At 67.0% G+C, this 22,123-nt stretch carries 19 protein-coding genes, 2 tRNA genes and 2 rRNA genes; 18 read left to right on the top strand and 5 right to left on the bottom strand.

Features of this window, described 5'->3' with window-relative positions; genetic code table 11:
- From CYFUS_RS48910 to recF, 6 genes are all read left to right on the top strand, one after another.
- Positions 1–77: transfer RNA gene (locus CYFUS_RS48910), tRNA-Ile, on the top strand.
- Positions 78–142: 65 nt separating this feature from the next.
- Positions 143–215: transfer RNA gene (locus tag CYFUS_RS48905), tRNA-Ala, on the top strand.
- A gap of 249 nt (positions 216–464) precedes the next feature.
- Positions 465–3,431: ribosomal RNA gene (locus tag CYFUS_RS48900) — 23S ribosomal RNA — on the top strand.
- Positions 3,432–3,599: 168 nt separating this feature from the next.
- A 5S ribosomal RNA gene (gene rrf / locus CYFUS_RS48895) occupies positions 3,600–3,716 on the top strand.
- A 175-nt stretch (positions 3,717–3,891) separates the two neighbouring features.
- Positions 3,892–5,112: a hypothetical protein gene (locus tag CYFUS_RS48890; protein ID WP_095991496.1), complete on the top strand. Its 1,221-nt coding sequence runs from the start codon at positions 3,892–3,894 to the stop codon at positions 5,110–5,112.
- A 46-nt stretch (positions 5,113–5,158) separates the two neighbouring features.
- Positions 5,159–6,328, top strand: a complete 1,170-nt coding sequence (gene recF, locus CYFUS_RS48885) for a DNA replication/repair protein RecF (RefSeq protein ID WP_095991495.1) — start codon at positions 5,159–5,161, stop codon at positions 6,326–6,328.
- Positions 6,329–6,340: 12 nt separating this feature from the next.
- Here the strand turns inward: recF and CYFUS_RS48880 are convergent, their stop codons facing one another.
- From CYFUS_RS48880 to CYFUS_RS48870, 3 genes are read right to left on the bottom strand one after another with little or no spacing between them, the layout of a single operon-like run.
- Positions 6,341–7,003: a hypothetical protein gene (locus CYFUS_RS48880; protein WP_095991494.1), complete on the bottom strand. Its 663-nt coding sequence runs from the start codon at positions 7,001–7,003 to the stop codon at positions 6,341–6,343.
- A 3-nt stretch (positions 7,004–7,006) separates the two neighbouring features.
- Positions 7,007–8,563 (bottom strand): AAA family ATPase, encoded by a 1,557-nt coding sequence (locus tag CYFUS_RS48875; RefSeq protein ID WP_095991493.1) that lies wholly within the window; start codon positions 8,561–8,563, stop codon positions 7,007–7,009.
- Positions 8,564–8,588: 25 nt separating this feature from the next.
- Positions 8,589–8,882: a YiaA/YiaB family inner membrane protein gene (locus CYFUS_RS48870; RefSeq protein ID WP_095991492.1), complete on the bottom strand. Its 294-nt coding sequence runs from the start codon at positions 8,880–8,882 to the stop codon at positions 8,589–8,591.
- A 118-nt stretch (positions 8,883–9,000) separates the two neighbouring features.
- Between CYFUS_RS48870 and CYFUS_RS48865 the strand changes: the two genes are divergently transcribed.
- Both CYFUS_RS48865 and CYFUS_RS48860 read left to right on the top strand, forming a co-directional pair.
- Positions 9,001–9,879, top strand: a complete 879-nt coding sequence (locus tag CYFUS_RS48865; RefSeq protein WP_095991491.1) for a LysR family transcriptional regulator — start codon at positions 9,001–9,003, stop codon at positions 9,877–9,879.
- 103 nt (positions 9,880–9,982) lie between these two features.
- Positions 9,983–10,348 carry a hypothetical protein gene (locus CYFUS_RS48860; protein WP_157759095.1) on the top strand — a complete coding sequence of 122 codons (366 nt, stop codon included), beginning with the start codon at positions 9,983–9,985 and terminating at the stop codon, positions 10,346–10,348.
- Positions 10,349–10,357: 9 nt separating this feature from the next.
- On the opposite strand, the gene CYFUS_RS48855 is transcribed toward CYFUS_RS48860, so the two are convergent.
- Entirely contained in the window at positions 10,358–10,696 is a 339-nt protein-coding gene (locus CYFUS_RS48855; protein WP_232537256.1) for a hypothetical protein, read from the bottom strand.
- Positions 10,697–10,917: 221 nt separating this feature from the next.
- Here CYFUS_RS48855 and CYFUS_RS48850 point away from each other — a divergent pair, with 221 nt between their 5' ends.
- From CYFUS_RS48850 to CYFUS_RS48820, 7 genes are all read left to right on the top strand, one after another.
- Entirely contained in the window at positions 10,918–11,424 is a 507-nt protein-coding gene (locus tag CYFUS_RS48850; protein WP_420042672.1) for a hypothetical protein, read from the top strand.
- Complete coding sequence (locus CYFUS_RS48845; RefSeq protein ID WP_095991488.1) at positions 11,421–12,248, top strand: MlaE family ABC transporter permease; 828 nt, start codon at positions 11,421–11,423, stop codon at positions 12,246–12,248. The genes CYFUS_RS48850 and CYFUS_RS48845 overlap by 4 nt, the downstream gene beginning before the upstream one ends.
- 18 nt (positions 12,249–12,266) lie before the next feature.
- Entirely contained in the window at positions 12,267–13,076 is an 810-nt protein-coding gene (locus CYFUS_RS48840) for an ABC transporter ATP-binding protein (RefSeq protein ID WP_095991487.1), read from the top strand.
- A complete protein-coding gene (locus CYFUS_RS48835; protein WP_095991486.1) occupies positions 13,073–14,314 on the top strand; it encodes an MlaD family protein in 1,242 nt (413 codons plus the stop codon). Before CYFUS_RS48840 ends, CYFUS_RS48835 begins: the two co-directional genes overlap by 4 nt.
- 79 nt (positions 14,315–14,393) lie before the next feature.
- Positions 14,394–15,014, top strand: coding sequence for a peptidylprolyl isomerase (locus tag CYFUS_RS48830; RefSeq protein ID WP_095991485.1), 621 nt, complete (start codon positions 14,394–14,396; stop codon positions 15,012–15,014).
- Positions 15,015–15,056: 42 nt separating this feature from the next.
- Entirely contained in the window at positions 15,057–15,827 is a 771-nt protein-coding gene (locus CYFUS_RS48825) for an SDR family NAD(P)-dependent oxidoreductase (protein WP_095991484.1), read from the top strand.
- Between the two features lie 25 nt (positions 15,828–15,852).
- Positions 15,853–16,383 (top strand): hypothetical protein, encoded by a 531-nt coding sequence (locus CYFUS_RS48820; RefSeq protein ID WP_095991483.1) that lies wholly within the window; start codon positions 15,853–15,855, stop codon positions 16,381–16,383.
- A gap of 9 nt (positions 16,384–16,392) precedes the next feature.
- On the opposite strand, the gene CYFUS_RS48815 is transcribed toward CYFUS_RS48820, so the two are convergent.
- Positions 16,393–18,225 carry a glycoside hydrolase family 15 protein gene (locus CYFUS_RS48815; protein ID WP_095991482.1) on the bottom strand — a complete coding sequence of 611 codons (1,833 nt, stop codon included), beginning with the start codon at positions 18,223–18,225 and terminating at the stop codon, positions 16,393–16,395.
- 175 nt (positions 18,226–18,400) lie between these two features.
- On the opposite strand from CYFUS_RS48815, the gene gnd reads away from it, so the two are divergent.
- The 3 genes from gnd (at position 18,401) to CYFUS_RS48800 (ending at position 22,109) form a co-directional block, all read left to right on the top strand.
- Entirely contained in the window at positions 18,401–19,420 is a 1,020-nt protein-coding gene (gnd, locus tag CYFUS_RS48810) for a phosphogluconate dehydrogenase (NAD(+)-dependent, decarboxylating) (protein ID WP_095991481.1), read from the top strand.
- Between the two features lie 3 nt (positions 19,421–19,423).
- Positions 19,424–20,899 carry a glucose-6-phosphate dehydrogenase gene (zwf, locus tag CYFUS_RS48805; RefSeq protein WP_095991480.1) on the top strand — a complete coding sequence of 492 codons (1,476 nt, stop codon included), beginning with the start codon at positions 19,424–19,426 and terminating at the stop codon, positions 20,897–20,899.
- Between the two features lie 334 nt (positions 20,900–21,233).
- Positions 21,234–22,109: a hypothetical protein gene (locus tag CYFUS_RS48800; RefSeq protein WP_157759094.1), complete on the top strand. Its 876-nt coding sequence runs from the start codon at positions 21,234–21,236 to the stop codon at positions 22,107–22,109.
- The last annotated feature ends 14 nt before the right edge of the window (positions 22,110–22,123 follow it).

The following is a 22,123-nucleotide window of genomic DNA, read 5'->3' as shown; positions in this document are numbered from 1 at the left end:
GGGCCTATAGCTCAGCTGGCTAGAGCGCGCGCCTGATAAGCGCGAGGTCGGTGGTTCAAGTCCACCTAGGCCCACCAATTTCCCACCGGGGAGATTGGGGACGCGACGACAGCCGGCAGGTGGAGGGACAGTGACACATTCAGGGGCTGTAGCTCAGTTGGGAGAGCGCCAGCTTTGCAAGCTGGATGTCGTCGGTTCGATCCCGTCCAGCTCCACAGTTTACTGACGAAGTTGGAGTCAGGACGTTCTTTGACAAGTTCATACGAAGGGTAGAAATCAATTTCTGCTGAGAAGTTCTCAGCGTCGATTGAGGTGACAGCTCGGCTGCGATAGCGGCCTGGCGGTGAACCTCACGACGCAATCAAGTGAATTCTTTCGGGTCCGCGGCGAAGAGCCGGGGCCTGGACCTTGGTCTCGAGTTTCAAGGCCACTCGCCGGGAGGCGGGCTGGTGAGGGATTAAGGTAAGTAAGCTACTAAGGGCGTGCGGTGGATGCCTAGGTGCCAAGAGGCGAAGAAGGACGTGGGTGGCTGCGAAAAGCTCCGGGGAGTTGCCAACCGAACGTTGAGCCGGAGATGTCCGAATGGGGAAACCCAGCGCGGTGAAAGCCGCGTTACCTCAGCCTGAATCCATAGGGCTGAAGGAGCGAACCAGGGGAAGTGAAACATCTCAGTACCCTGAGGAGAAGAAAACAACGAGTGATTCCCAGAGTAGCGGCGAGCGAAATGGGAGGAGCCTAAACCGGTGTCATGAAAATGGCATCGGGGTTGCGGGTCCGCGGTAGGACTCTGGTTTGTTAGCGGAATCACCTGGAAAGGTGGACCAAAGGGCGTGACAGTCGCGTACGCGAAAACGAACTGGAGCCGAGCGGGGTACCCAAGTAGGGCGGGACACGTGCAATCCTGCCTGAATCTGCCGGGACCATCCGGTAAGGCTAAATACTCCTTGGCGACCGATAGTGAACTAGTACCGCGAGGGAAAGGTGAAAAGAACCCCAGTGAGGGGAGTCCAAAGAACCTGAAACCGCATGTCTACAAGCAGTCCGAGCACTACGGGGCAACCCAGTGCGAGGGCGTACCTTTTGCATCATGATTCGGCGACTTAATGTACGTAGCGAGGCTAAGCCGATAGGTGGAGCCGGAGCGAAAGCGAGTCCGAAACGGGCGAATGAGTTGCGTGCATTATAACCCGAAGCGGGGTGATCTACACATGGCCAGGTTGAAGTGAGGGTAACACCTCATGGAGGACCGAACTCATGAAAGTTGAAAATTTCTGGGATGAGCTGTGTGTAGGGGTGAAAGGCCAATCAAACTCCGTGATAGCTGGTTCTCCCCGAAAGATATTTAGGTATCGTCTCGAGTAATTCAATGCTGGAGGTAGAGCACTGGAACGGCTAGGGGTCTCACCAGATTACCAAACCGTACCAAACTCCGAATGCCAGCAATTGTTAGCTCGGGAAGCAGTCAGTGGGTGATAACGTCCATTGGCAAGAGGGGAATAACCCAGACCGACAGCTAAGGCCCCCAAGTCTAGTCTAAGTGAACACTAGAAAGGATGTGGCAAGTCATTGACAACCAGGAGGTTGGCTTAGAAGCAGCCATCCTTTAAAGAAAGCGTAATAGCTCACTGGTCGAGACAGGCCGCGCCGAAAATGTAACGGGGCTCAAGACTAGCGCCGAAGCTTCGGATTGCATGCGTCAGGCGCATGCAGTGGTAGGGGAGCGTTGCAACAGCAGTGAAGCCAGACCGCAAGGGCTGGTGGAGCGGTTGCGAGTGCTGATGCCGAAATGAGTAGCGATAAAGGGGGTGGGAAACCCCCTCGCCGTAAACCCAAGGTTTCCTGGGTCAAGTTAATCTTCCCAGGGTTAGCCGGGACCTAAGCCGAGGCCGAAAGGCGTAGGTGATGGCAAGCAGGTTAATATTCCTGCGCCATCTTGTAGACGTTGAACCGAGGAAGGACGGAGAAAGCTAGGCGAGCTGACCGGTGGTTGTGTCAGTCCAAAGGCGTAGGGGTGTCGCGTACGACTAAAGGCGCGGCAGCCATCCCCGAGACCCCATGGCACCCCTCACGGGGTAAGTCGCTGATGCTCGGCTTCCAAGAAAAGTTCCGCGGGGAGTCTACAGGGTGTCCGTACCGCAAACCGACACAGGTGGGTGAGGAGAAAATCCTAAGGCGCTTGAGAGAACTCTCCTCCAAGGAACTAGGCAAATTTCCACCGTAACTTCGGAAGAAGGTGGGCCTCTGCCAGGTGTAGGCGTACAGCCGAAGCCGAGAGAGGTTGCAGAGAAATGGCGGTAGCGACTGTTTACCAAAAACACAGGACTCTGCGAAGGCAAGAAGCCGACGTATAGGGTCTGACTCCTGCCCGGTGCTGGAAGGTTAAGGGGATTCGTCAGCCGCAAGGTGAAGCGATGATCCGAAGCCCCAGTAAACGGCGGCCGTAACTATAACGGTCCTAAGGTAGCGAAATTCCTTGTCGGGTAAGTTCCGACCTGCACGAATGGAGTAACGACTTCCGCGCTGTCTCGGAGAGGGACTCAGCGAAATTGAAATAGCTGTGCCGATGCAGTTTACCCGCAGCAAGACGGAAAGACCCCGTGAACCTTTACTACAACTTGACAGTGACACTAGGGTTCGACTGTGTAGGATAGGTGGGAGCCTTTGAAGCCGGGCCGCTAGGTTCGGTGGAGGCAACGGTGAAATACCACCCTGTCGGATTCTGGTGTCTAACCATGCTCCCTCACCGGGAGTTGGAACACTGTCTGGTGGGTAGTTTGACTGGGGCGGTCGCCTCCCAAAACGTAACGGAGGCGCGCGATGGTTCCCTCAGCCCGATTGGAAACCGGGCGGCGAGTGCAATGGCATAAGGGAGCTTGACTGCGAGACGGACACGTCGAGCAGGTGCGAAAGCAGGTCATAGTGATCCGGTGGTCCTGAATGGAAGGGCCATCGCTCAACGGATAAAAGGTACTCCGGGGATAACAGGCTTATCTCCCCCAAGAGTTCACATCGACGGGGAGGTTTGGCACCTCGATGTCGGCTCATCGCATCCTGGGGCTGGAGCAGGTCCCAAGGGTTTGGCTGTTCGCCAATTAAAGCGGTACGCGAGCTGGGTTCAAAACGTCGTGAGACAGTTTGGTCCCTATCTGCTGTGGGCGTAGGATACTTGAGAGGCTCTGACCTTAGTACGAGAGGACCGGGTTGGAGACACCGCTGGTGTACCAGTTGTCTCGCCAGAGGCATCGCTGGGTAGCCATGTGTCGATTGGATAACCGCTGAAAGCATCTAAGCGGGAAACCGACCTCAAGAACAGGTATCCCGGGCGCAAGCCCCCGAAGACCCGTCGAAGACGACGACGTTGATAGGCCGGGTGTGTAAGCGCGGTAACGCGTTGAGCTAACCGGTACTAATAGGTCGAGAGGCTTACTTTACCTCAATCTCTCAGCAGCCCCACCGGGAGCGGTGGGTGGTACGAGAGTCGAGGCCAGGGTCGAGGCCCCGAGCGAGCGCGACAGCGCGACGCCGGGCCCGGAAGAAGGCACGAGCACTTCGCAGTGGAAGTTGGTTTCACATACCCTTCGTATGAACTGTCCTGTTTTTCCGGTGGCAATGTCGGAGGGGTCCCACCCGTTCCCATCCCGAACACGGAAGTTAAGCCCTCCAGAGCCGATGGTACTCCGCGGGAAACCGCGCGGGAGAGTAGGTCGCTGCCGGATTTTTTTCTGAAGGCCCCGAGTCCGCACCGTCAGGTGTCGACTCGGGGCCTTCGCCTTTGCGGGCTTCGCCGTGTGTTCTTTTCCGCTCAGGGGTCATCCAATCGTTGACTCTTCGGCCCCCCGGTCCCGAGGCCACCTGTCATCGGTCCCGGATGGGCCTATAGTCCTCCTGACCGTGGCCACTTCTCCCGACACCCTACGGGCGCGGCTCGAGGACCGCGCGGATCTGCTCGAGGCTGCCCGCCTTCGTTACCGGGCGCTGCGGCTGATGCTCCGGGGTTTCTTCTGGCGGGATACGCTTCGCACCAACCTCGAGCTGCTGCGGGAGGTGGTCTGCGACCAGTCTGAAGTGGACATCACGCTGGCCTCTGTCTGTCGGCGGGCGGCGGCGGAGGAGTGGCCCGAGGACTCTGCTTCCATGGTGCTGCTGGCCGACGTGTCCCGGTTGCGCGAGGAGCTCGTTCAATTGGTCGCCCGGAGGCTGCGTACTCCCACCAAGCCCACTGTCCTCGCGGGGGCCCTGCTGCTCCTGGAAGAAGAGCTGCTCGCCGAGGGTCCGTTGTTGGGGCGGCGCTCGTGGGCTCAGGCGGTGGATCTGCTTCCGCGCAACCTGCCGGAGCTTCGCGCCGCCTGCGTGGCCGCGGAAATCTTCGAGCGTGTCTTCAAGCGTCCCGCCCCCGAGGGGGCCTTGCCCTTCAGCCCGGCGGAAGCCGATGAGGTCCGACGCGCCCTGCCCCTGGCCGACACGGCGATGGAGGCCTTGTGGAGTCGCGTGCATCGCTTCGATCCCTCGGGACGTCTGACGGACTTCCTGGAGAAGCGAGCCAGGCGTGTGCCCGTGCACACCCCGCGCAGTGGTCCCGAGTTGTTCCTCCATGCCGTCTTCTGGACCGATCTGGCCAACTCCCGGTTGCACACCCTCCTCGATGCCCGGTTCTCACCCGTCCGCCCCCCCGAGCGGGAATGGCCCGAGCTGCTGGGCTGGCTGGTGGAGCGCGAGGGGTCGCCCGACGCCCGGTTGAGCGCCTCGGACGTGTTGAGCGAGGGGCGGGCCGGATTGCTCGAGGTCGCGGCGGAGCTGGCCTCCCTGTCCCACTCCCGCCCGGTTGGCGCCTGGAACGAGGAGGCCGCCTGGGCTCGACTGGAGCGCGCCGCCCACCGCGCGAAGGGAGATCAGGGACCTGACATGGAGTGTCTGTGCGACGCCCTGCACCTCTTCATCCGCCTGCGGGGTCAGCGCGAGACGCCCGCGCGCTTCTTCTCCGTGGGCCGCGAGCGCTCCCTCTCCGGTTTCACGCCTCCCTCCCTTGCCGAGGAACTGGCGGATCTCCCCGGGCTGGTCCTCCTGGCCCGGACCGCGGCCGGACGCCCTGCCGCCGAACGTCGCCGGAGATAGGCTTTCACCTGGACGCTCACCTGAACGGATGGGAGAAAGGTCTCCCGTGCGCCTGTTGGCACTCCATGTTCAGGACTTCCGTAACCTCGGCCAGGTCTCCCTGTCGCCGAGCCCGCACGCGACCATCGCGGTGGGGCAGAACGGCCAGGGAAAGACCAACCTGCTGGAAGCCCTCTACTTCCTCGCCACACTCAAGCCCCTGCGCGCGGGCCGGTTGTCGGAGCTCGTCCGGTGGGGCTCTCCGGCCGCGCGGGTGACGGGCCGCTTCCTCCTCAAGGGTGCCGAACGCGAGATCTCCGTGGAGGTGTCCGGTGGCGTCCGTCAGTCCTTCGTGGATGGGAAGAAGGCCCCCAGCCTGGAAGAGTACTTCGGCGGCGTCTCGGTGGTGGCCTTCACGCCGGATGATCTGGAGGTCGTCAAGGGTGGCCCGGATTCGCGCCGGGGCTTCCTGGATCGCGCTGTCTTCAACCGCTTCCCCGCCTTCCTGCGTGAGAGCCGTGAGTACGCTCGGGCCCTGAAGAATCGCAATCGTCTGCTGCGCACGGGCCCGGTGGACTCCGTCTACCTCGAGGCCTATGACGAGACCCTCGCCAAGGCGGGCGCCCGCGTCTATGCCCGGCGACGGGCCCTCATGGCCGAGCTCGCACCCCGTGCCCAGGCCACCTTCGCCTCCATCGGGCGCACCCCCGACCCCGCCTCTTATGGGTACCGCCCCGCCCATCTGGGCGACCTCGACTTCGCCCAGGCCGATGAGACGGCCCTGGCCAATGCGCTCCGCGAAGCGCTCGCGTCCCGCTCCCGAAGAGACCTCGATCGGGGCTTCACCTCCGTGGGCCCCCACGCCGATGATGTCTCCGTCACCCTGGGCTCACGCAGCGCTCGCGCCTACGCCAGTCAGGGCCAGCAGCGCGCGCTCGTGCTGGGATGGAAGATCGCCGAGATCGAGAACCTCGAGGCGGCCACGGGCTTTCTGCCCCTGCTCCTGCTCGATGATGTCTCGAGCGAGTTGGACCCTGAACGCAATGCCTACCTGATGCGCTACCTCGCCGAGAGCGGCGCCCAGGTCTTCCTCACCACCACCGACGCCAGCCTCGTGCGCGCCGCCGCCGCCCAGGACACCCTGTGGATGGGCGTTCGCGCGGGTGATGTTTCCCTCGCTCCTCCCGGAGAGGCCCCCGCCGGCCTTCCTCCTCCCCCAGACGGCGAACCCGGTTGACACGCCCGGGGGCTACTCGTCGCGCCTCCGCATCATCCAGAAAGCACTGGGCACGAAGCTCGCCGCCACGAAGACGCCCAGGTACATGCCAAGCGCCCAGAGCGGCCCGTGCCCCGCTCGCGTGAGCAGCAATGGCAGCCCCACCGCTCCCCCCACGCTCAACCACCTCGCGGTGGGATTCTGGATGCGCCGCAAGAGCCCCACGCCCAGCGAAGGCTCGAACACCGGGGGAATTCCCTCTTCCTCCTCCTCGGTGTGCCACGTGGGACGCTCGGCCGGCATCGTCTGGCGCACCCTCATCTCCTCCCTCTCCCGCTCCTCCGCCCGCGCGCGCTCGCGCCCGCGCTTCTCGTCCTCCGCCCGCTGCTCAGGTGCCCGCAGATCCGCTCCGCACGTCGTGCACACGACGGCGAATCGGCCATTCTCCGTCTCACAGCGAATGCAGCGCGAGAAGTGCTGTCCGCTCGGGGGCCCGTCATCCATCACCAGCGGCGTCTGCCCCTGTTGCTTGAAGCGCTCCAGATGGGCTTCTGGCACCGCCGGGGAGGGGAGGGCGCCCGCCTCGCCGGGCGACTCGAAGCGTCCCCCATCCCGGAGCGACACCGGCCCGTCCGCCGACTCCTTCTCTCCTCGCGGATGCTCGATGTGCAGGAAACGGTTGAATCGAGAGGACATGGGCTACTCCTTTCGTGCTTCACCCGCCAGCGACGCCGGACGCGTTCGTCCCCGCGCCCACTCGCGCAACCGCAGAATCTCATCCCTCAGCGTGACCGCGAGCGGGAAGGTCTCCTGAATGGCTCGCATCAGGTGACGCTGCTCCAGCTCCACCCCCTCGCCAAACGCCTCGTAGAGCGCGGCGATCACCGCCTGCTCCACCTCCGCCCCGCTGAAGTCCACCGCCAGTTCCGCCAACGCCCCCAGGTCGTAACCCCCCGCCTTCCTCCCCCTGCGCTCCAGATGGATGCGGAAGATCTCCCGGCGCTCGGCCACTTCCGGCAAATCGATGAAGAAGATCTCGTCGAACCGCCCCTTGCGCAGCAGCTCGGGCGGCAGTCCCTCGATCCGGTTGGCCGTCGCCACCACGAACACCGGCGCCGTCTTCTCCTGCAGCCACGTGAGGAGCGCTCCGAACACCCGCGCCGTGACGCCTCCATCCGTCGTCCCCGACGAGGCCACCCCCGACAGGCCCTTCTCCACCTCGTCCACCCACAACACCACCGGCGCGATGCTCTCCGCCACGTGGATGGCCTTGCGCAGGTTCTCCTCCGACGAGCCCACCAGCCCACTGAAGATTCGCCCCATGTCCAGCCGCAACAACGGCAGGTTCCAGTGCGCCGCGATCGCCTTCGCCGTCAGGCTCTTGCCGCACCCCTGTACCCCCAACAGCAACACCCCTCGCGGCTCGGGCAACCCGAACTGCCTCGCCCGCTCGCCAAACGCCGCCGTGCGCCGGTCCAGCCACTGCTTCAACTCGCGCAACCCCCCCACGCTCCCCAGGTCCTCCCCCGGCGGGTAGTACTCCAACAGCCCACTCTTGCGGATGACCTGCCGCTTCTCGTCCTGCACCCGCCGGATGTCCTCCGCGCTCAGCTTGCCGTCCTTCGCGATCGCCTTGGCGAACGCGTTCTCCGCCTCCGACAACGTCAGCCCCTGCGCCGCCTTGATGAGCTGCTCGGCCTCCTCGCGCGTCAGCTCGATGCTCGCCTTGTTGCCCCGCCGCACCACCGCCACGATCTCCTTGAGCAGCTGCGTCAGCTCCTCGAAGCCCGGCAACGGCACGTCCAGCACCGACACTTCCTTCTCCAACTCCTCGGGCAACCGCAGCGTGGGCGATAGCAGCACCACCGTCGTGAACGTGCTCTTGAGCGAGTGCGCCAGCTCGCGCAACGCCCTCACCAGCGGCTTCTCCTCCAGGTAGGGCGGGAAGTCCTCGAGCACCACCAGCGCCGGCTCGGACAGCTTCTCGATGGCGGCCAGTGCCTCCAGCGGATTCCGGGTGTCCTCGGGCAGCACCGGACCCCGCGTGCTCCCCACGTGCCTCAGGCCCCGGCGCACCGACCAGGTGAGCAGCACCTTGCCGTGTGCCCTCGCCACCTCCCCGAGCAGCGTCTCCACCCGGTGCTCCTCCCACGACACCAGATAGAGCAGCGGATAGCGCGCGCGGATGAGCAGATCGAGCTCCTCCAACCACGCGGCGAACGGGGCGGAGCGCGGAATCGCGGAGCGGGTCGTCATGCCCGCCCCAGCCTACCAGCCCCCTCTACTTGAGGACCACCGGGTCCACCTCGGCCAGCAGCTTCGTCACCCGCGCCTCGTCGATGCGCGCCGTCAGCCGCTGCTGCTCGTGCTGGTCTCGCACCGTCTTGGACAGCGTGAACGTGGAGCCCACCGTGAAGAGCAACCCCATGCTCAGGAAGGCCTTCTGCCAGCCGTCCACCGGCAGGTGGTAGATGCCCACCGCCGTCACCGCCACCGACAGGATGAACGACACCCACGTCTGGATGACCCAGGCTCCACTGTGATCCTGCGAGGTATTGGCTGATGGGCGGGACATGGTGCGCTCCGTTCGTTGGGGGGCGCCCCGTGTTGGAGCGCCGCATGAGCAACACCCTACCGGGCTCCATCGCAAACCGCATGGAACGAAGAGCCCGAGCATCGATAAGCTGCCGTGTATGATTCAGCTCCAGCGCCTCGAGGGCTTCTACTGGGTCGCGCGATGTGAAGGGTACGCCCGCGCGGCCCGCGCCTTTCCCTACCCCATCACCCAACCCGGCGTGCATCAGCAGGTGCGACGGCTGGAAGCCGAGCTCGGGGTGCGCCTCTTCGAGCGCATCGGCAAGGATCGCGTCGTCCTCACCCCCCAGGGCCGCATCCTCTACGACGCCATCGCCCCCTTCTACGAAGGTCTGCCCGCCCTGGAGCGCTCCCTGCTCTCGGGAGAGATCGGTGGACGCTTGCGCATCCATGCCTCGGGTCATGTGATGCGCCACCTCCTGCCCCCGTGGCTGCGCCGCCTGCGCGGACAACGACCCGACATCGAGGTCGCCCTCTTCGAGGCCAAGACTCCCGCCGTCGCCGCCCTGCGCTCCGGTGAGGCGGAGCTCCTCGTGGACCATCTGCCCGAGGTTCCCCAGGACCTGGAAGCACGGCAGGTGGGCCAGACCCGCCCCTTCCTCGTCGTTCCCTCGCTCCCCCGGCCCCACCTCAAGGGCCCCGTCACCCCCGAGCCCTGGCGCGACGAGCCCTTCATCTCCTACAGCTCCGACACCTACCTGCGCGACCTGCAACTCGCCGCGCTCGCCCACTTCGGCGTCGTCCCCCGGCGCATCTACGCGGCCGACTCCGCCGAGACCATCCTCGGCTTCGTGGCCGCCGGGCTCGGCTACTCGCTCCTGGCCTCCGTGGAGCCCCGCGGTCCCCGCGTTCCCGGCGTCACCGCGCTCCCCCTCTCCGAGCCCGCTCGCCAGTTCCCCCTCTACGTCGCCTGGCGCCGCGCCCCCCAACCCAATCCCCTCATCACCGCCCTCCTCGCGCTCGCCCCCTCGTCCTGAACCCAGACGCCTCCCCCCCCACGATGACGCGCCATGTCAGACAGGCGTGTCACGTTGGGTCCACAGCGTGGGACCACCGCGTCCCGTCGCCTGGAGGTGTGCCGTGAAGATGAGGTCGTCGCCGCTACTCGCCGTGCTCTGTTTGCTGGGGACCACCCACGCCGCCGCCTCGGACTACAAGTGCACCGGCAATCGCGTGGAGAAGGCGGGAGTCACCCAATACACCGTGCGCAGGTCCGGCATGGACGTGGCCATCGACAAGGGGGGCAACCCCCGGGGTCGCGCCGTGCGCCGGGGCAATGGCTACGACATCGAGGTGAATGGCCTGCGGGTGGCCACCCTGGAAGACGGGGTCATCTACCGCGGCGCCTCCCGCTGGGCCTCCGTGGCCGACGCCCAGCGGCTCTCCGACTGCCCGGACCCCATCGCCGTCACCCTCTGGGTGCTCGGGCAGACGGGCGGGTTGTAGCCTCGCGCCTCACGGCCGGCGCGAGCCGAGGTGCCTCGAGTCGTGGCCGGCCCGCCCTCCCGCTTCCTGGGGCAGGTGCTGGAAGAAGGCGAAGCGGAACTCCGCCCACAGCACCATGTAGGCCACACCGAACAGCGCCGTGGCCACCACCCACCACCACGACACCGAGAAGGCCAGGCTCACCAGCGCCGCCACCAGGCATGCCACCCCTATACCCAACGCCACGTCCCGCCGCCGCGGGCTCTCCGACATGGCGAAGCCCATCGAGATGAGCGACAGCCCCAGCAGGGGCCATGCCAGCCCGAACGCCTCCCGGGCATAGAGCAGGGCAATCGATAACAGGAACAATCCCAGTCCAAAAATTCCCAATCCGCCGTCCATCGGGGGCCTCCCGCGTCGTGCTCGGGGTCGAGGGTTCATCTCTCAACATCGGCACGCTCATCCCCCGCGGAACACCCTCCTCGGCGGGCCCCCGCTATGCCCGCTCGCCCCCCTCTTCTGCTCAGGAATGAACAGCTCCCCCGCCCCTGCAACTCACCGGGTCGGAGGGGGGTGCCTACCCTGGCGTCGTGAGGTCGAATCGAGTCATCCTGTCAGCACTGTTGCTCGTGGCGCTCGGGTGCCACCGCGGTGTGCGCTTCGAGGATCAGGTGTTCTCCAAGCCCGGCGTGCGCTACCGCGTCGGGGCGCTCCCCCCCGTCTGGTCCCAGGTCAAGCTCTCCGAGAATGATCTCGCCTGGTTCACCGAGGACACCGGCCACGCCCTGTCCGTCAACTCCACCTGCCGCGAGCACGACGACGCCTCGCTCGAGGTGCTCACGCGTCACCTGCTCGAGGGCTTCACCGAGCGCGTCTCCTTGATGCAGCGCGCCGAGGTCGTCGACGAGCGCGAGGCCCTGCGCTCGCACTTCCAGGCCAAGCTCGATGGGGTGCCCGTGGAACTGCTCCTGGTCGTGCTCAAGAAGGATCGCTGCGTCTACGACTTCACCTATGTCGCCCCCCTGGGCCACCTGCAGGACCGGGTCGAGGATCTGGATGCGCTCGTGGGCGGCTTCCACGTGGAGAACCCCTCATGAGCACCGACGTGGACCTCGCGCCCGCCGCTCCTCCCGCGCCCGATGCCTCCTCCGGTGAGGACGACTCGCTCTGGGGCCGCTTCCTCGTGCGGCTCGAGCGCCTGGGCTCGCTCGCGGTGATGACCGGTCAGGTGTTCACCCGCGCCGTCAGCCCGCCCTTCTCGCCCACCGCCTTCATCTACCAGCTCGAGGCGCTGGGCGTGCGCTCGCTGCCCATCGCCCTGCTCACCGCCACCTTCGCCGGACTCGTCATCTCGCTCCAGTTCGGCTTCTTCCTCGCGCGCTTCGGCGTGCAGTACACCGTGGGCCGCGTCGTCGTGCTCACGCTCTTCCGCGAGCTGTCCCCCGTGCTCATCGCCCTCACCGTGGGCGCGCGCGTGGGCTCGGGCATCGCCGCGGAGCTGGGCTCCATGACCGTCACCGAGCAGGTGGATGCCATCCGCGCGCTCGGCGCCGATCCCCTGCGCAAGCTCGTGGTGCCGCGCGTGCTCGCCTGCTTCGTGCTCGGCCCCACGCTCACCATCCTCGCCGACGTCATCGGCATGCTCGCCGGCGCGCTCGTGGTGAAGGCCCAATACGGCATCGGCTTCAATCTGTTCTTCAAGGGCGCGCTCGACGTCGTCCTCATGAGCGACTTCGTCTCCGGCGTCTTCAAGGGCTTCGTCTTCGGCGGCATCATCGGCATCGTCGGCTGCTTCAAGGGGCTCACCGTGCAGAACGGCACCGAGGGTGTGGGTCGCGCCACCACCGAGACCGTCGCCATCACCTCCGTTACCGTGTGTCTGGCCGACTTCTTCATCACCAAGCTCACGCTCTCCCTCTGACGCACTGCTTCCCACGCCATGTTCTCCCGCCCGTCCCCCCGTCTTCGCTTCCAACCGCCCAAGGCCGGCGAGGAACTCATCCGCTTCGAGCACCTGCGCAAGGCCTTCGGCTCCAAGCGCATCTATGATGACGTGATGCTCTCCGTGTACGCGGGTGAGACACTCACCGTCATTGGTGGCTCGGGCACGGGCAAGAGCGTGCTGCTCAAGTGCCTCATCGGGTTGCTGCGCCATGACGCCGGGCGCATCTTCTTCCAGGGGCAGGATCTCACCGAGTGCGGTGAGGAGGACTTCATCCACCTGCGCCGCCACGTGGCCATGGTGTTCCAGGGCGCGGCCCTGTTCGACTCGCTGAGCGTGGGGGAGAACGTCGCCTACCCGCTGCACGAGCACTTCCCGGAGATGACGCCCGCCCAGGTGCGCGAGCGCGTGGCCGAGAAGCTCGCGCTCGTGGGGCTGCCGGGCATCGAGAACATGCGGCCCGCGGACCTGTCCGGTGGCATGCGCAAGCGCGTGGGCCTGGCGCGCGCCATCGCCACCAACCCGGAGGTCATCCTCTGGGACGAGCCCACCACGGGATTGGATCCCGTCACCACGGAGACGATCGATCAGATGATCCGCTCCATGCAAAAGCAGCTCGGGTGCACGTCCATCGTGGTCACGCACGACATGGTGAGTGCCTTGTCGGTGTCCGACCGGATCGCCATGCTGGCCAACCGGCGCATCGTCCAGGTGGGCACCACGGAGGAAATCCGGCGTTCCAAGGTGCCCGAGGTGCGGGCCTTCCTGGACGCCCGGGGGCAGGAGTTGGGGAGGGCGGCGTCGTGAGCATCTTCACACAGACATCCAAGGATCAACGGCTCGCCCTCCGGGTGGGCGCTTTCGTGGCGATGGCCTTCGTGCTGGCGGGCATCGTCGTCTTCTTCATCGGCCAGAAGACGCACCTGTTCGAGAAGCAGGTCAGCTACCGCGCCTACTTCGCGAGCGTGGAAGGGCTCTCCAGTCACTCGCCCGTGTGGCTCAACGGCCTGGAAGTGGGCCGGGTGGAGGCCGTGGGCTTCCCCTCCAAGCCCGGCGAGAAGCGCATGGAGGTGCGCCTGCGCCTGAGCACCGAGTACGCCCAGCGCGTGCGCGCCGACTCCGTCGCCCGCCTGTCGAGCCTCGGCGTGCTCGGGGACAAGGCCGTGGACATCTCGCTCGGCTCCCTGGACCAGCCCGAGGTGCCCGAGGGCGGTGAGATTCCCTCCGAGACCAGCGGGGACGTGAGCGCGATGATGCGCAGCGCGAGCAAGGTGCTCGATGACGCCGTGGCCGTGAGCGGCGAGCTGCGCAAGGCGGTCACCGTGTACGCCGACCCCAAGATGGCCCAGGACGTGGCCGCGGGCGTGCGCAGCCTGCGCCTGATGCTCGAGGAGATCGAGAAGGGCAACGGCACCCTGCACGCCCTCATCTATGACGAGCAGACCGGCCGCGACGTGCGCGCGCTCGTGGCCAATGCCTCCCAGACCGCCATGCGCATGGACAAGGCCGTGGCCCACGTCGAGTCCCTGCTCGGCGAGGTGGAGCATGGCAACGGCACCGCCCACGCCCTCATCTACGGCCAGGACGGCGCCAACGCCCTCAAGGAGCTGGGCTCCGCCGCGGGCCAGCTCGCCGGGTTGCTCGAGGACGCGAAGAAGAACCCCGATGGCGCCGTGCACCAGCTCGTGTACGGCAGCGCGGGCGGCATGCTCGCCGACCTGGGCAGCGCCGCCGCCGACATCAAGCAGATCACCTCCATGGTCGCTCGCGGCGAGGGCTCTCTGGGCGGCATCATCACCGACCCCACCGTGTACGAGGACCTGCGGCAGGTGGTGGGCAACGTGAAGCGCAACCGCGTGCTGCGCGCGCTCGTGCGCTTCGCCATCGACAACAACGACAACGTCCAATACGTGGGCGTGCCCCTCAAGCAGCCCAAGGACGAGGGCTCCCAGCGGGCCATCGGCGGCGCGGGTCCGGACTCGCCGTCCCCCGGTGACGCTCCCCCGGTGCCGGTGGTCGCGCCGCTGCCGGGCAAGGCGCCTTGAGCGGAAGCACGGCCCTTCCCTCGCGAGGGGCCACCGCGCTTCACTGCCCTCCGGGTTCCCTCGTGACCTGGAGATGCCGATGAAGTCGATTGTGTCCTCGTGCTGTGCCGTCCTGGTGCTGCTCGCCTCCGCTTCCCTCGCCGATCCGCCGAAGAAGGAGAAGGCTCCTCCCGCGCCCGCGGGCAAGGTGAACGTGGTGCTGCGCACGGAGAAGGGAGAGATCGAGCTGGAACTCGACGAGGCCCATGCTCCCACCACCGTGCGCAACTTCCTCGGCTACGTGGACTCGGGGCTGTTCAAGGGCGGGGTGTTCCACCGCACCGTGACGCCCGGCAACCAGCCGAACAACCCGGTGAAGATCGAGGTCATCCAGGGTGGCGCCGATCCATCCCGCAAGGCCGAGCTGCGCGCCCCCATCGCCCTGGAGCGCACGAGCGTCACCGGCCTGCGGCACAAGGACGGCACGGTCTCCATGGCCCGGGACACGCCCGACTCGGCGGTGTCCGACTTCTTCATCTGCATTGGCGATCAGCCCGAGCTGGATTTCGGTGGCAAGCGCAACCCGGATGGGCAGGGGTTCGGGGCCTTTGGCCGGGTGGTGCGGGGCATGGACGTGGTGCGCGCCATCCAGCAGGCCCCCGCCCGGGGTCAGCAGCTCACCCCGTCCGTGAAGATCCTCGAGGCCACGCGCAAGAAGTGAAAGCGCATCCCCCGGGCCCGTGCCGGTGTAGAACGCGCCTCCATGGAGCTGGAACTCAAGGGCAAGAGCGCGCTCGTCACGGGCAGCAGTCGGGGAATCGGACGGGCCATCGCCCTGTCCCTGGCACGAGAGGGCGTCCGTGTCTGTCTGAGCGCTCGAGGAGCCCCGGGGCTGGAGGCGGTGGCGGCGGAGCTGCGTGCCTCCGGCGCCGAGGTGGCCTCCATCGCGGGGGACGTGGCCACCCCCGACGGGGCCCAGGCGGCGGTGGACGCGGCCGTGCGGGCGTTCGGCTCGCTCGACATCCTGGTGAACAACGTGGGCGGCAGCGGGGGCGCGGGCTCCTTCGACGTGGCCACGGCCGGACAGTGGAAGGACGTGCTGGACAGCAACCTGCTCGCGACCGTGTGGTGCAGCCAGCACGCCGTGGCCCGGATGAAGGCCCAGGGCGGCGGCTGCATCGTGCACATCAACTCCATCTTCGGCCGCGAGTACGCCACCAGCGCCCCCTACACCGCGGCCAAGGCGGCCGTCACCGCGCTCACCAAGGAGATGGCCGTGGACCTGGCGCGCCACCGCATCCGCGTCAACGGCGTGGCCCCGGGCGCCATCCTCTTCCCCGGCGGGAGCTGGGATCGCCGCCGTCAGGCCAACCCGGAGAAGGTGGAGAAGATGGTTCGCGAGGAGCTGCCCTGGGGCCGCTTCGGCACCCCCGAGGAGGTGGCCGACGTGGTCGTCTTCCTGTGCTCGGCGGGCGCACGCTGGGTGACGGGCGCCACCCTCCCCGTCGATGGCGGACAGGGCCGCGCCTTCTGATGCGCCGGGCGTGTAGAGTGCGCCCGTGCTGAGGCTCTACAAGAAGGAAGGCGACACCCTGCGCTACTGGGAAGCCTGGGTGCATGAGGAGTCGGTCACCGTGCACTGGGGCATCGTCGGACAGACGGGCGAGGAGAAGGTGTTGCCCCTGCCCGCCGACGAGGATCCGGACATGGTCATCGCCCAGCAGGCCGAGCCCCTCGTGGACGCGGGCTATGACGAGCCCGAACTCGATGCCATGACGCCGCTCGTCGTCCAGTACGCCCTGCACGGCAAGGGCAGTGGCCAGGACTTCGAGAAGCGCCACACCGTCGAGTCCGTCATCTCCGACACGCTCGGCTGGACGGGCAACGGCGAGGTCGAGGGCGCCGAGTCCCAGCCCGGACGCATGAACATCTTCTTCCGCGTCATGGACGTGGACATCGCCCTGAGCACCCTGCGCGAGGCGCTCGAGAGCGAGGAGCTGCTCGAGGGCGCCATCTTCGCCACCGCCCCCGAGGAGGGCGAGCCCCGCGTGCTCTGGCCCCCCGTGCACGCCGTGCCCTTCCGGCTCTGAGCCGGGGCTTCACGGGGCGGGGGCCTCGGCCTCCGGCTCCCCGACGTGATTCTCGCGCCGGTGCAGCGCGGGGCCGATGCGGTGGCTCTCGAGGTTGAACGCCGTGTTGACGAGCCCCACGTGCGAGAAGGCCTGGGGGTAGTTGCCGAGCTGGCGCTGCAACGAGGGCTCATACTCCTCGGCCAGCAGCCCCACGTCGTTGCGCAGCCCGAGCAACCGCTCGAAGAGCGCCTCCGCCTCCCTCCTGCGGCCCTGCAGGACGTAGTTGTCCGCGAGCCAGAAGGAACAGGCGAGGAAGAGTCCTTCCCCCGGCGGCAGTCCGTCATCCGTCTCGTGGGTGTGGTAGCGCCGCACGAGCCCCCGGTACATGAGCTCCTGCTCGATGGCCCGCACGGTGCCCACCATGCGCGGATCCCTCGGTGACACGAAGCCCACCAGGGGCAGCAGCAGCAGGCTCGCGTCCAGGTTGTCCGAGCCGTAGGCCTGCGTGAAGGTGCGCCGCTTCGGGTCGTAGGCGCGCTGGCACACCTCGCGGTGGATGGCGTCGCGCACCTCGCGCCAGTGCTCCACCGGCCCCTCCATGCCGTAGCGCTCCACCGTCTTCACCGCGCGATCGAACGCCACCCACGCCATCACCTTCGAGTAGGTGAAGTGCTGGGGAGGCCCGCGCACCTCCCACAGGCCCGAGTCGGGCTGCTTCCAGCCAGACTCGAGGAAGTCCATGAGCACGAGCGCCACGTCCCAGGAGCGCGGGTCATCTCTCAGCTCCATGCGGTGCGCCTGGTGGATCGCGTCCATCACCTCGCCATAGACATCCAACTGGAGCTGACTGACCGCGGCGTTGCCCACGCGCACCGGCCGCGAGTGCCCATAGCCCGGCAGCCAGCCCAGGTTCAGTTCCGGGAGCCGCCGCTCACCGCCCACGCCGTACATGATCTGCAGCTTGGACGCATCGCCCGCCACCGAGCGCATGAGCCAGGAGCGCCACGCCTCGGCCTCCTCCCGGAAGCCCCCGAGCGACAGCGCATACAGGGTGAAGGTGGCGTCGCGCAGCCAGCAGAAGCGGTAGTCCCAGTTGCGCTGACCGCCGAGCCGCTCGGGCAGCGACGTGGTGGCCGCCGCGACGATTCCCCCCGTGGGCGCGTAGGTGAGCGCCTTGAGCGTCATCAGCGACGTGCGCACCGCCTCGCTCCAGGCTCCCTGGTAGGTGCAGTGGCTGAACCATTCCCTCCACCAGTCCTCGGTGTCCGCGAGCGCCTCCAGGCCATCCAGGGGCGTGGGCGCGGGCTCGTGCGAGGGGTGCCAGCGCAGGACGAAGGGGATGCGCTGACCCTCGGAGACGGTGAAGTCCGCCACGGTGGTGAGGTGGTGGCCGTGCACCGCCACGGGCGTGTAGAGGCTGAGCGCGTCCGGGCCCGCCACCGCGCGCCACTCGCCCGCCTCGCGCGTCACCCAGGGCACCACCGAGCCATAGTCGAAGCGGATGACGAGCTGCATGTGCATGGGCACCCGGCCCCGCACGCCCTCCACCACGCGGACGACATCCGGAGTGCGGTCGCGCGGCGGCATGAGGTCCACCACCCGCACCACCCCCTCCGGCGTGGTGAACTCCGTCTCCAGCACGAGGCTGTCCGGACGGTAGCGCCGCCGCACCCGGGGTACCCGGCGGCCCGCGGGCGCGAGCTTCCAACGGCCATGCTCGGGATGCCCCAGCAGGGCCGCGAAGCACGCGCCCGAGTCGAAACGGGGCAGACACAGCCAGTCGATGGAGCCGTCCCGGCCCACCAGCGCCGCTGTCTGCGTATCTCCGATGAGGGCGTAGTCCTCGATGAGCCAAGACATTGGCTTCAAGCTTGGTTGCCGTCGGGCCCCTGGCAACGCGGATGCGCGGATCGCCTGCCTGCCTGGACCCGGGTCCGATGAGCGTCCTGCCAGGAGGCCGCCGCGTGTGCAGTGTGAAGGACAGCACCCGTCAGACGGTGAGCGTCCGGGCGGCCTGGAAGCGGGGAGGACTGCGATGGAATTGGGAATGATCGGGCTGGGCCGGATGGGCTCCTCGATGGTGCGTCGGCTGCTCGGGGCGGGACACCGCTGCGTCGTGCACGACGTGCGCCGCGAGAGCGTGGAATGGCTCCAGCGCGACGGCGCCGTGGGGGCCTCCTCCCTGAAGGAACTGGTGCGCCAGCTTCCCGCGCCGCGCTCGGTGTGGCTGATGCTGCCCGCGGGCGTGGTGGACAGCACGCTGCGCGACCTGGCGGCCCTGCTCGAGCCGGGAGACACGATCATCGAGGGTGGCAATTCCCATTACCGGGATGACCTGCGCCGGGCGGCGGAGCTGCGAGCGAGGGACCTGCACTACGTGGACGTGGGCGTGAGCGGCGGGGTGTGGGGCCAGGAGCGGGGGTACTGCCTGATGATTGGTGGCGAGCCGGGCCCCGTGCACCGGTTGCAGTCCGTCTTCTCCGCGCTGGCCCCGGGAGTCGCCTCCGCGCCCCGCACGCCGGGCCGCGAGGGCCCCCCGTCCTCCGCGGAGCAGGGCTGGCTGCACTGTGGTCCCAATGGGGCGGGCCACTTCGTGAAGATGGTGCACAACGGCATCGAGTACGGCCTCATGGCCGCCTACGCCGAGGGGCTCGCCGTGCTCCACCACGCCAACGTGGGCCGCCATCCCCCCAAGGCCGACGCGGAGACCGCCCCGCTGCGCGAGCCCGGCGCCTATCTGTACGACTTCCACCTGCCCGACGTGGTCGAGGTGTGGCGGCGCGGCAGCGTCATCGGCTCGTGGCTGCTCGACCTGACGGCCCAGGCGCTGGGCAAGAATCCCGAGCTGAGTGACTTCTCCGGCCGCGTGTCCGACTCGGGAGAGGGGCGGTGGACGCAGCAGGCCGCCATCGACGAGGGCGTGCCCACGCCGGTGCTCGCCAGTGCCCTCTATTCGCGCTTCACCAGCCAGGGGGAGGCGGACTTCGCCAACAAGGTCCAGTCCGCCATGCGCTTCGCCTTCGGTGGCCACCTGGAGAAGAAAGGAGGCGGGTGAGTCATGGCCGCTCAGCCCTTGTCCGATGCCCTCGTGTTCTTCGGCGCCACCGGAGACCTCGCCTTCAAGCAGATCTTCCCCGCGCTCCAGGCGCTGGTGGCGCGCGAGAACCTGTCCGTGCCCATCATCGGCGTGGCCAAGGCGGACTGGAACCTGGAGCGGCTGCGGCAGCGTGCCCGAGAGAGCATCCAGGCGCATGGCCAGGACGATCCGGCCTCGCTCGAGCGCCTGTGCCAGCTCCTGCGCTACGTGGATGGGGATTATCGAGACCCCAAGACCTTCGCCCTGGTGCGCGAGGCGCTCGGCAAGGCCCAGCGTCCGCTGCACTACCTGGCCATCCCCCCGAGCATGTTCGGCACGGTGGTGGAGGGGCTGTCGAAGTCGAGCTGCCTCCAGGAGGCACGCGTGGTGGTGGAGAAGCCCTTCGGGCGCGATCTGGCCTCGGCGCGCGAGCTCAACGCGACGCTGCTGCGCTACCTGCCCGAGTCCTCCATCTTCCGGATCGACCATTTCCTCGGGAAGGAGCCGGTGCAGAACCTGCTGTTCTTCCGCTTCGCCAACGTCTTCCTGGAGCCCATCTGGAACCGGCAGCACGTGCGCAGCGTGCAGGTGACGCTCGCGGAGAGCTTCGGCATCAAGGGCCGTGGGGCTTTCTACGACGAGGTGGGCGCCATCCGGGACGTGTTGCAGAACCACCTGCTGCAGATCGTCGCGCTGCTCGCCATGGACGCGCCCTTCTGCTCGTCCGCGGAGGCGCTGCGCGACGAGAAGGCGCGGGTCTTCAAGGCGATGCGCTCGCTCACGCCGGACAGCGTGGTGCGGGGCCAGTTCCGCGGCTACCGGCAGGTGCCCGGGGTGTCACCCACGTCCAATGTGGAGACGTTCGCCGCGGTGCGGCTGTTCATCGACTCGTGGAGATGGGCGGACGTGCCCTTCTTCATCCGCGCCGGCAAGTGCCTGCCCACCGACGCGACCGAGGTCTTCGTCGAGCTCAACCACCCGCCGCGGCCGATCTTCGAGGAGCCGACGCAGGCGTCGCCCAACTTCGTGCGCTTCCGGCTGGGCCCCGACGTGCGCATCTCGCTCGGGGCGAGGGCGAAGAAGCCGGGCAGCACGATGGAGGGCGAGGACGTGGACCTGGTGGCGAGGGAGCTGCCCGAGGTGGTGGTGAAGCCCTACGAGCGGCTGCTGGGGGACGCGATGCGGGGGGACGTGTCGCTCTTCGCGCGCCAGGAGAGCGTGGAGGAGGCGTGGCGGGTGGTGGACCCCATTCTCGACGATGGCAGCCGGGTGTACGAGTACGAGCCGGGCACCTGGGGGCCGAGCGAAGCGGACGTGCTGGCGCCCCAGGGCTCGTGGCGTACGGTGCTGCGGGACTCGGGGGGAGTGAGCGTGGTCCGGGACTCGCGCGACGAGCACCCGCGCAGCCGCGAGGGACACGAGGAGGGCACGCCCCGCGTCAAACCGGCCCGGCCGTGAGCGCAGAGGAACTCCGCAGGAACCCGTTCGTCACCCGGGCCGGGAGCCGGTTGCTTCCTGGGAATCCTCTGGCGTGCCCTATGGGCTCTCTGATTCTACTGCTTCCTGCCTTCACGCCTGTCCGGCGGAGGAGTGGGAGGTGTTCGTGGGTGTCTGCATCAGGAGTCTGATCAGGCTTCGGGCCGCGTGTTGTTGGGTGGTCCTCCTTCTCGCGTGGATGCTTGTCGGCTGTGCCACGACCTCTGGCACTCAGTTTCTTCCTGCCCGAATCGTGGAGGGGGAACACTTCATTCCTTCATCGATACCCGCTGCGTCGCCGCGACTTCTGCTGGCTATGAGCGAAGGCTCGGAGGCAGGTGGCGAATCTTCCCGTCCGCCGCCAGCGGGCTACAACGTCCCTGGACGCAATCCGAACTCAGAAATGCCTTGGGAGTTCTTCCTCGGCAACGCCGCGCACAGGCTGATTGCATATATGTACGGGGTACATTACCCGCAGAATCGCGCATTCTATAATACAAAGACAATCGATGCCATCCTCGATGAAGCGAGGCTTGGGGACAAGTACCGGCTGCTCCCGAATGAGCGCAAGCTCCGCCCGGACATCACCGATGTCACTGCTTTGTATGTCTTCGAGATCAAGCCCTGGAATGAGCAGGGTCTCCTGGAAGGCCGACAGGAAGTGCAAATCTATCTGGCCGTGCTGAACCGGGCCGTTTCTCCAGAAGCGAGCTTCTTGGGGGGAACGGAGTTCCAAGGCGAGGTCCTGATACGTTTCGAGCGAGGGCAATACATCTGGCGCCTGGAGTGGCGGACCAACGAGCCAGGGGTGGTCCAGTACCGATGGACTCGTAGCCAGCAGCGCTTCGAGTCCGAAGTCGCGGCATATGATGCTGGGCAGTGGGTGGTGCTCACCGAACAGGAGATGAGGCAGTACGGTGGGTGGGTTGGACAGGCCGTGGAAGGACTGGTCAGCCGGCGCGAAAGGCTCGCTACCTTGAGCGGTGTGGTCGGCATCGTCATTGAGGTCGTCGGCACTGCCGCGACGGGGTTCTTCTCGAGTGCGATTCTGGGCCGGATGAGTTCGGGCCCAGGGACTCAACAGCCCCCGCACCAGGGCGGTGGACAGATCGTCCCTTTTCCAGCGCGACCGACACCTGCTGCGACCCCATCGCGAGTGCCCGCCGCCGCGAGCATGCCTCTTTCTCGCTGATGACCCGGTTTGAT

The organism is Cystobacter fuscus, from assembly GCF_002305875.1.
Taxonomy (GTDB): Bacteria; Myxococcota; Myxococcia; order Myxococcales; family Myxococcaceae; genus Cystobacter; species Cystobacter fuscus_A.
This window is presented reverse-complemented; position numbering and strand designations above follow the sequence as displayed.

Coding starts and splice junctions, on each gene's coding strand:
- CYFUS_RS48845 (WP_095991488.1), top strand. CDS start 11,421: ATGAGCACCGACGTGGACCTCGCGCCCGCCGCTCCTCCCGCGCCCGAT.
- CYFUS_RS48875 (WP_095991493.1), bottom strand. CDS start 8,563: ATGACGACCCGCTCCGCGATTCCGCGCTCCGCCCCGTTCGCCGCGTGG.
- CYFUS_RS48830 (WP_095991485.1), top strand. CDS start 14,394: ATGAAGTCGATTGTGTCCTCGTGCTGTGCCGTCCTGGTGCTGCTCGCC.
- CYFUS_RS48870 (WP_095991492.1), bottom strand. CDS start 8,882: ATGTCCCGCCCATCAGCCAATACCTCGCAGGATCACAGTGGAGCCTGG.
- CYFUS_RS48800 (WP_157759094.1), top strand. CDS start 21,234: ATGAGCGAAGGCTCGGAGGCAGGTGGCGAATCTTCCCGTCCGCCGCCA.
- gnd (WP_095991481.1), top strand. CDS start 18,401: ATGGAATTGGGAATGATCGGGCTGGGCCGGATGGGCTCCTCGATGGTG.
- CYFUS_RS48840 (WP_095991487.1), top strand. CDS start 12,267: ATGTTCTCCCGCCCGTCCCCCCGTCTTCGCTTCCAACCGCCCAAGGCC.
- CYFUS_RS48865 (WP_095991491.1), top strand. CDS start 9,001: ATGATTCAGCTCCAGCGCCTCGAGGGCTTCTACTGGGTCGCGCGATGT.
- CYFUS_RS48815 (WP_095991482.1), bottom strand. CDS start 18,225: ATGTCTTGGCTCATCGAGGACTACGCCCTCATCGGAGATACGCAGACA.
- CYFUS_RS48825 (WP_095991484.1), top strand. CDS start 15,057: ATGGAGCTGGAACTCAAGGGCAAGAGCGCGCTCGTCACGGGCAGCAGT.
- CYFUS_RS48880 (WP_095991494.1), bottom strand. CDS start 7,003: ATGTCCTCTCGATTCAACCGTTTCCTGCACATCGAGCATCCGCGAGGA.
- zwf (WP_095991480.1), top strand. CDS start 19,424: ATGGCCGCTCAGCCCTTGTCCGATGCCCTCGTGTTCTTCGGCGCCACC.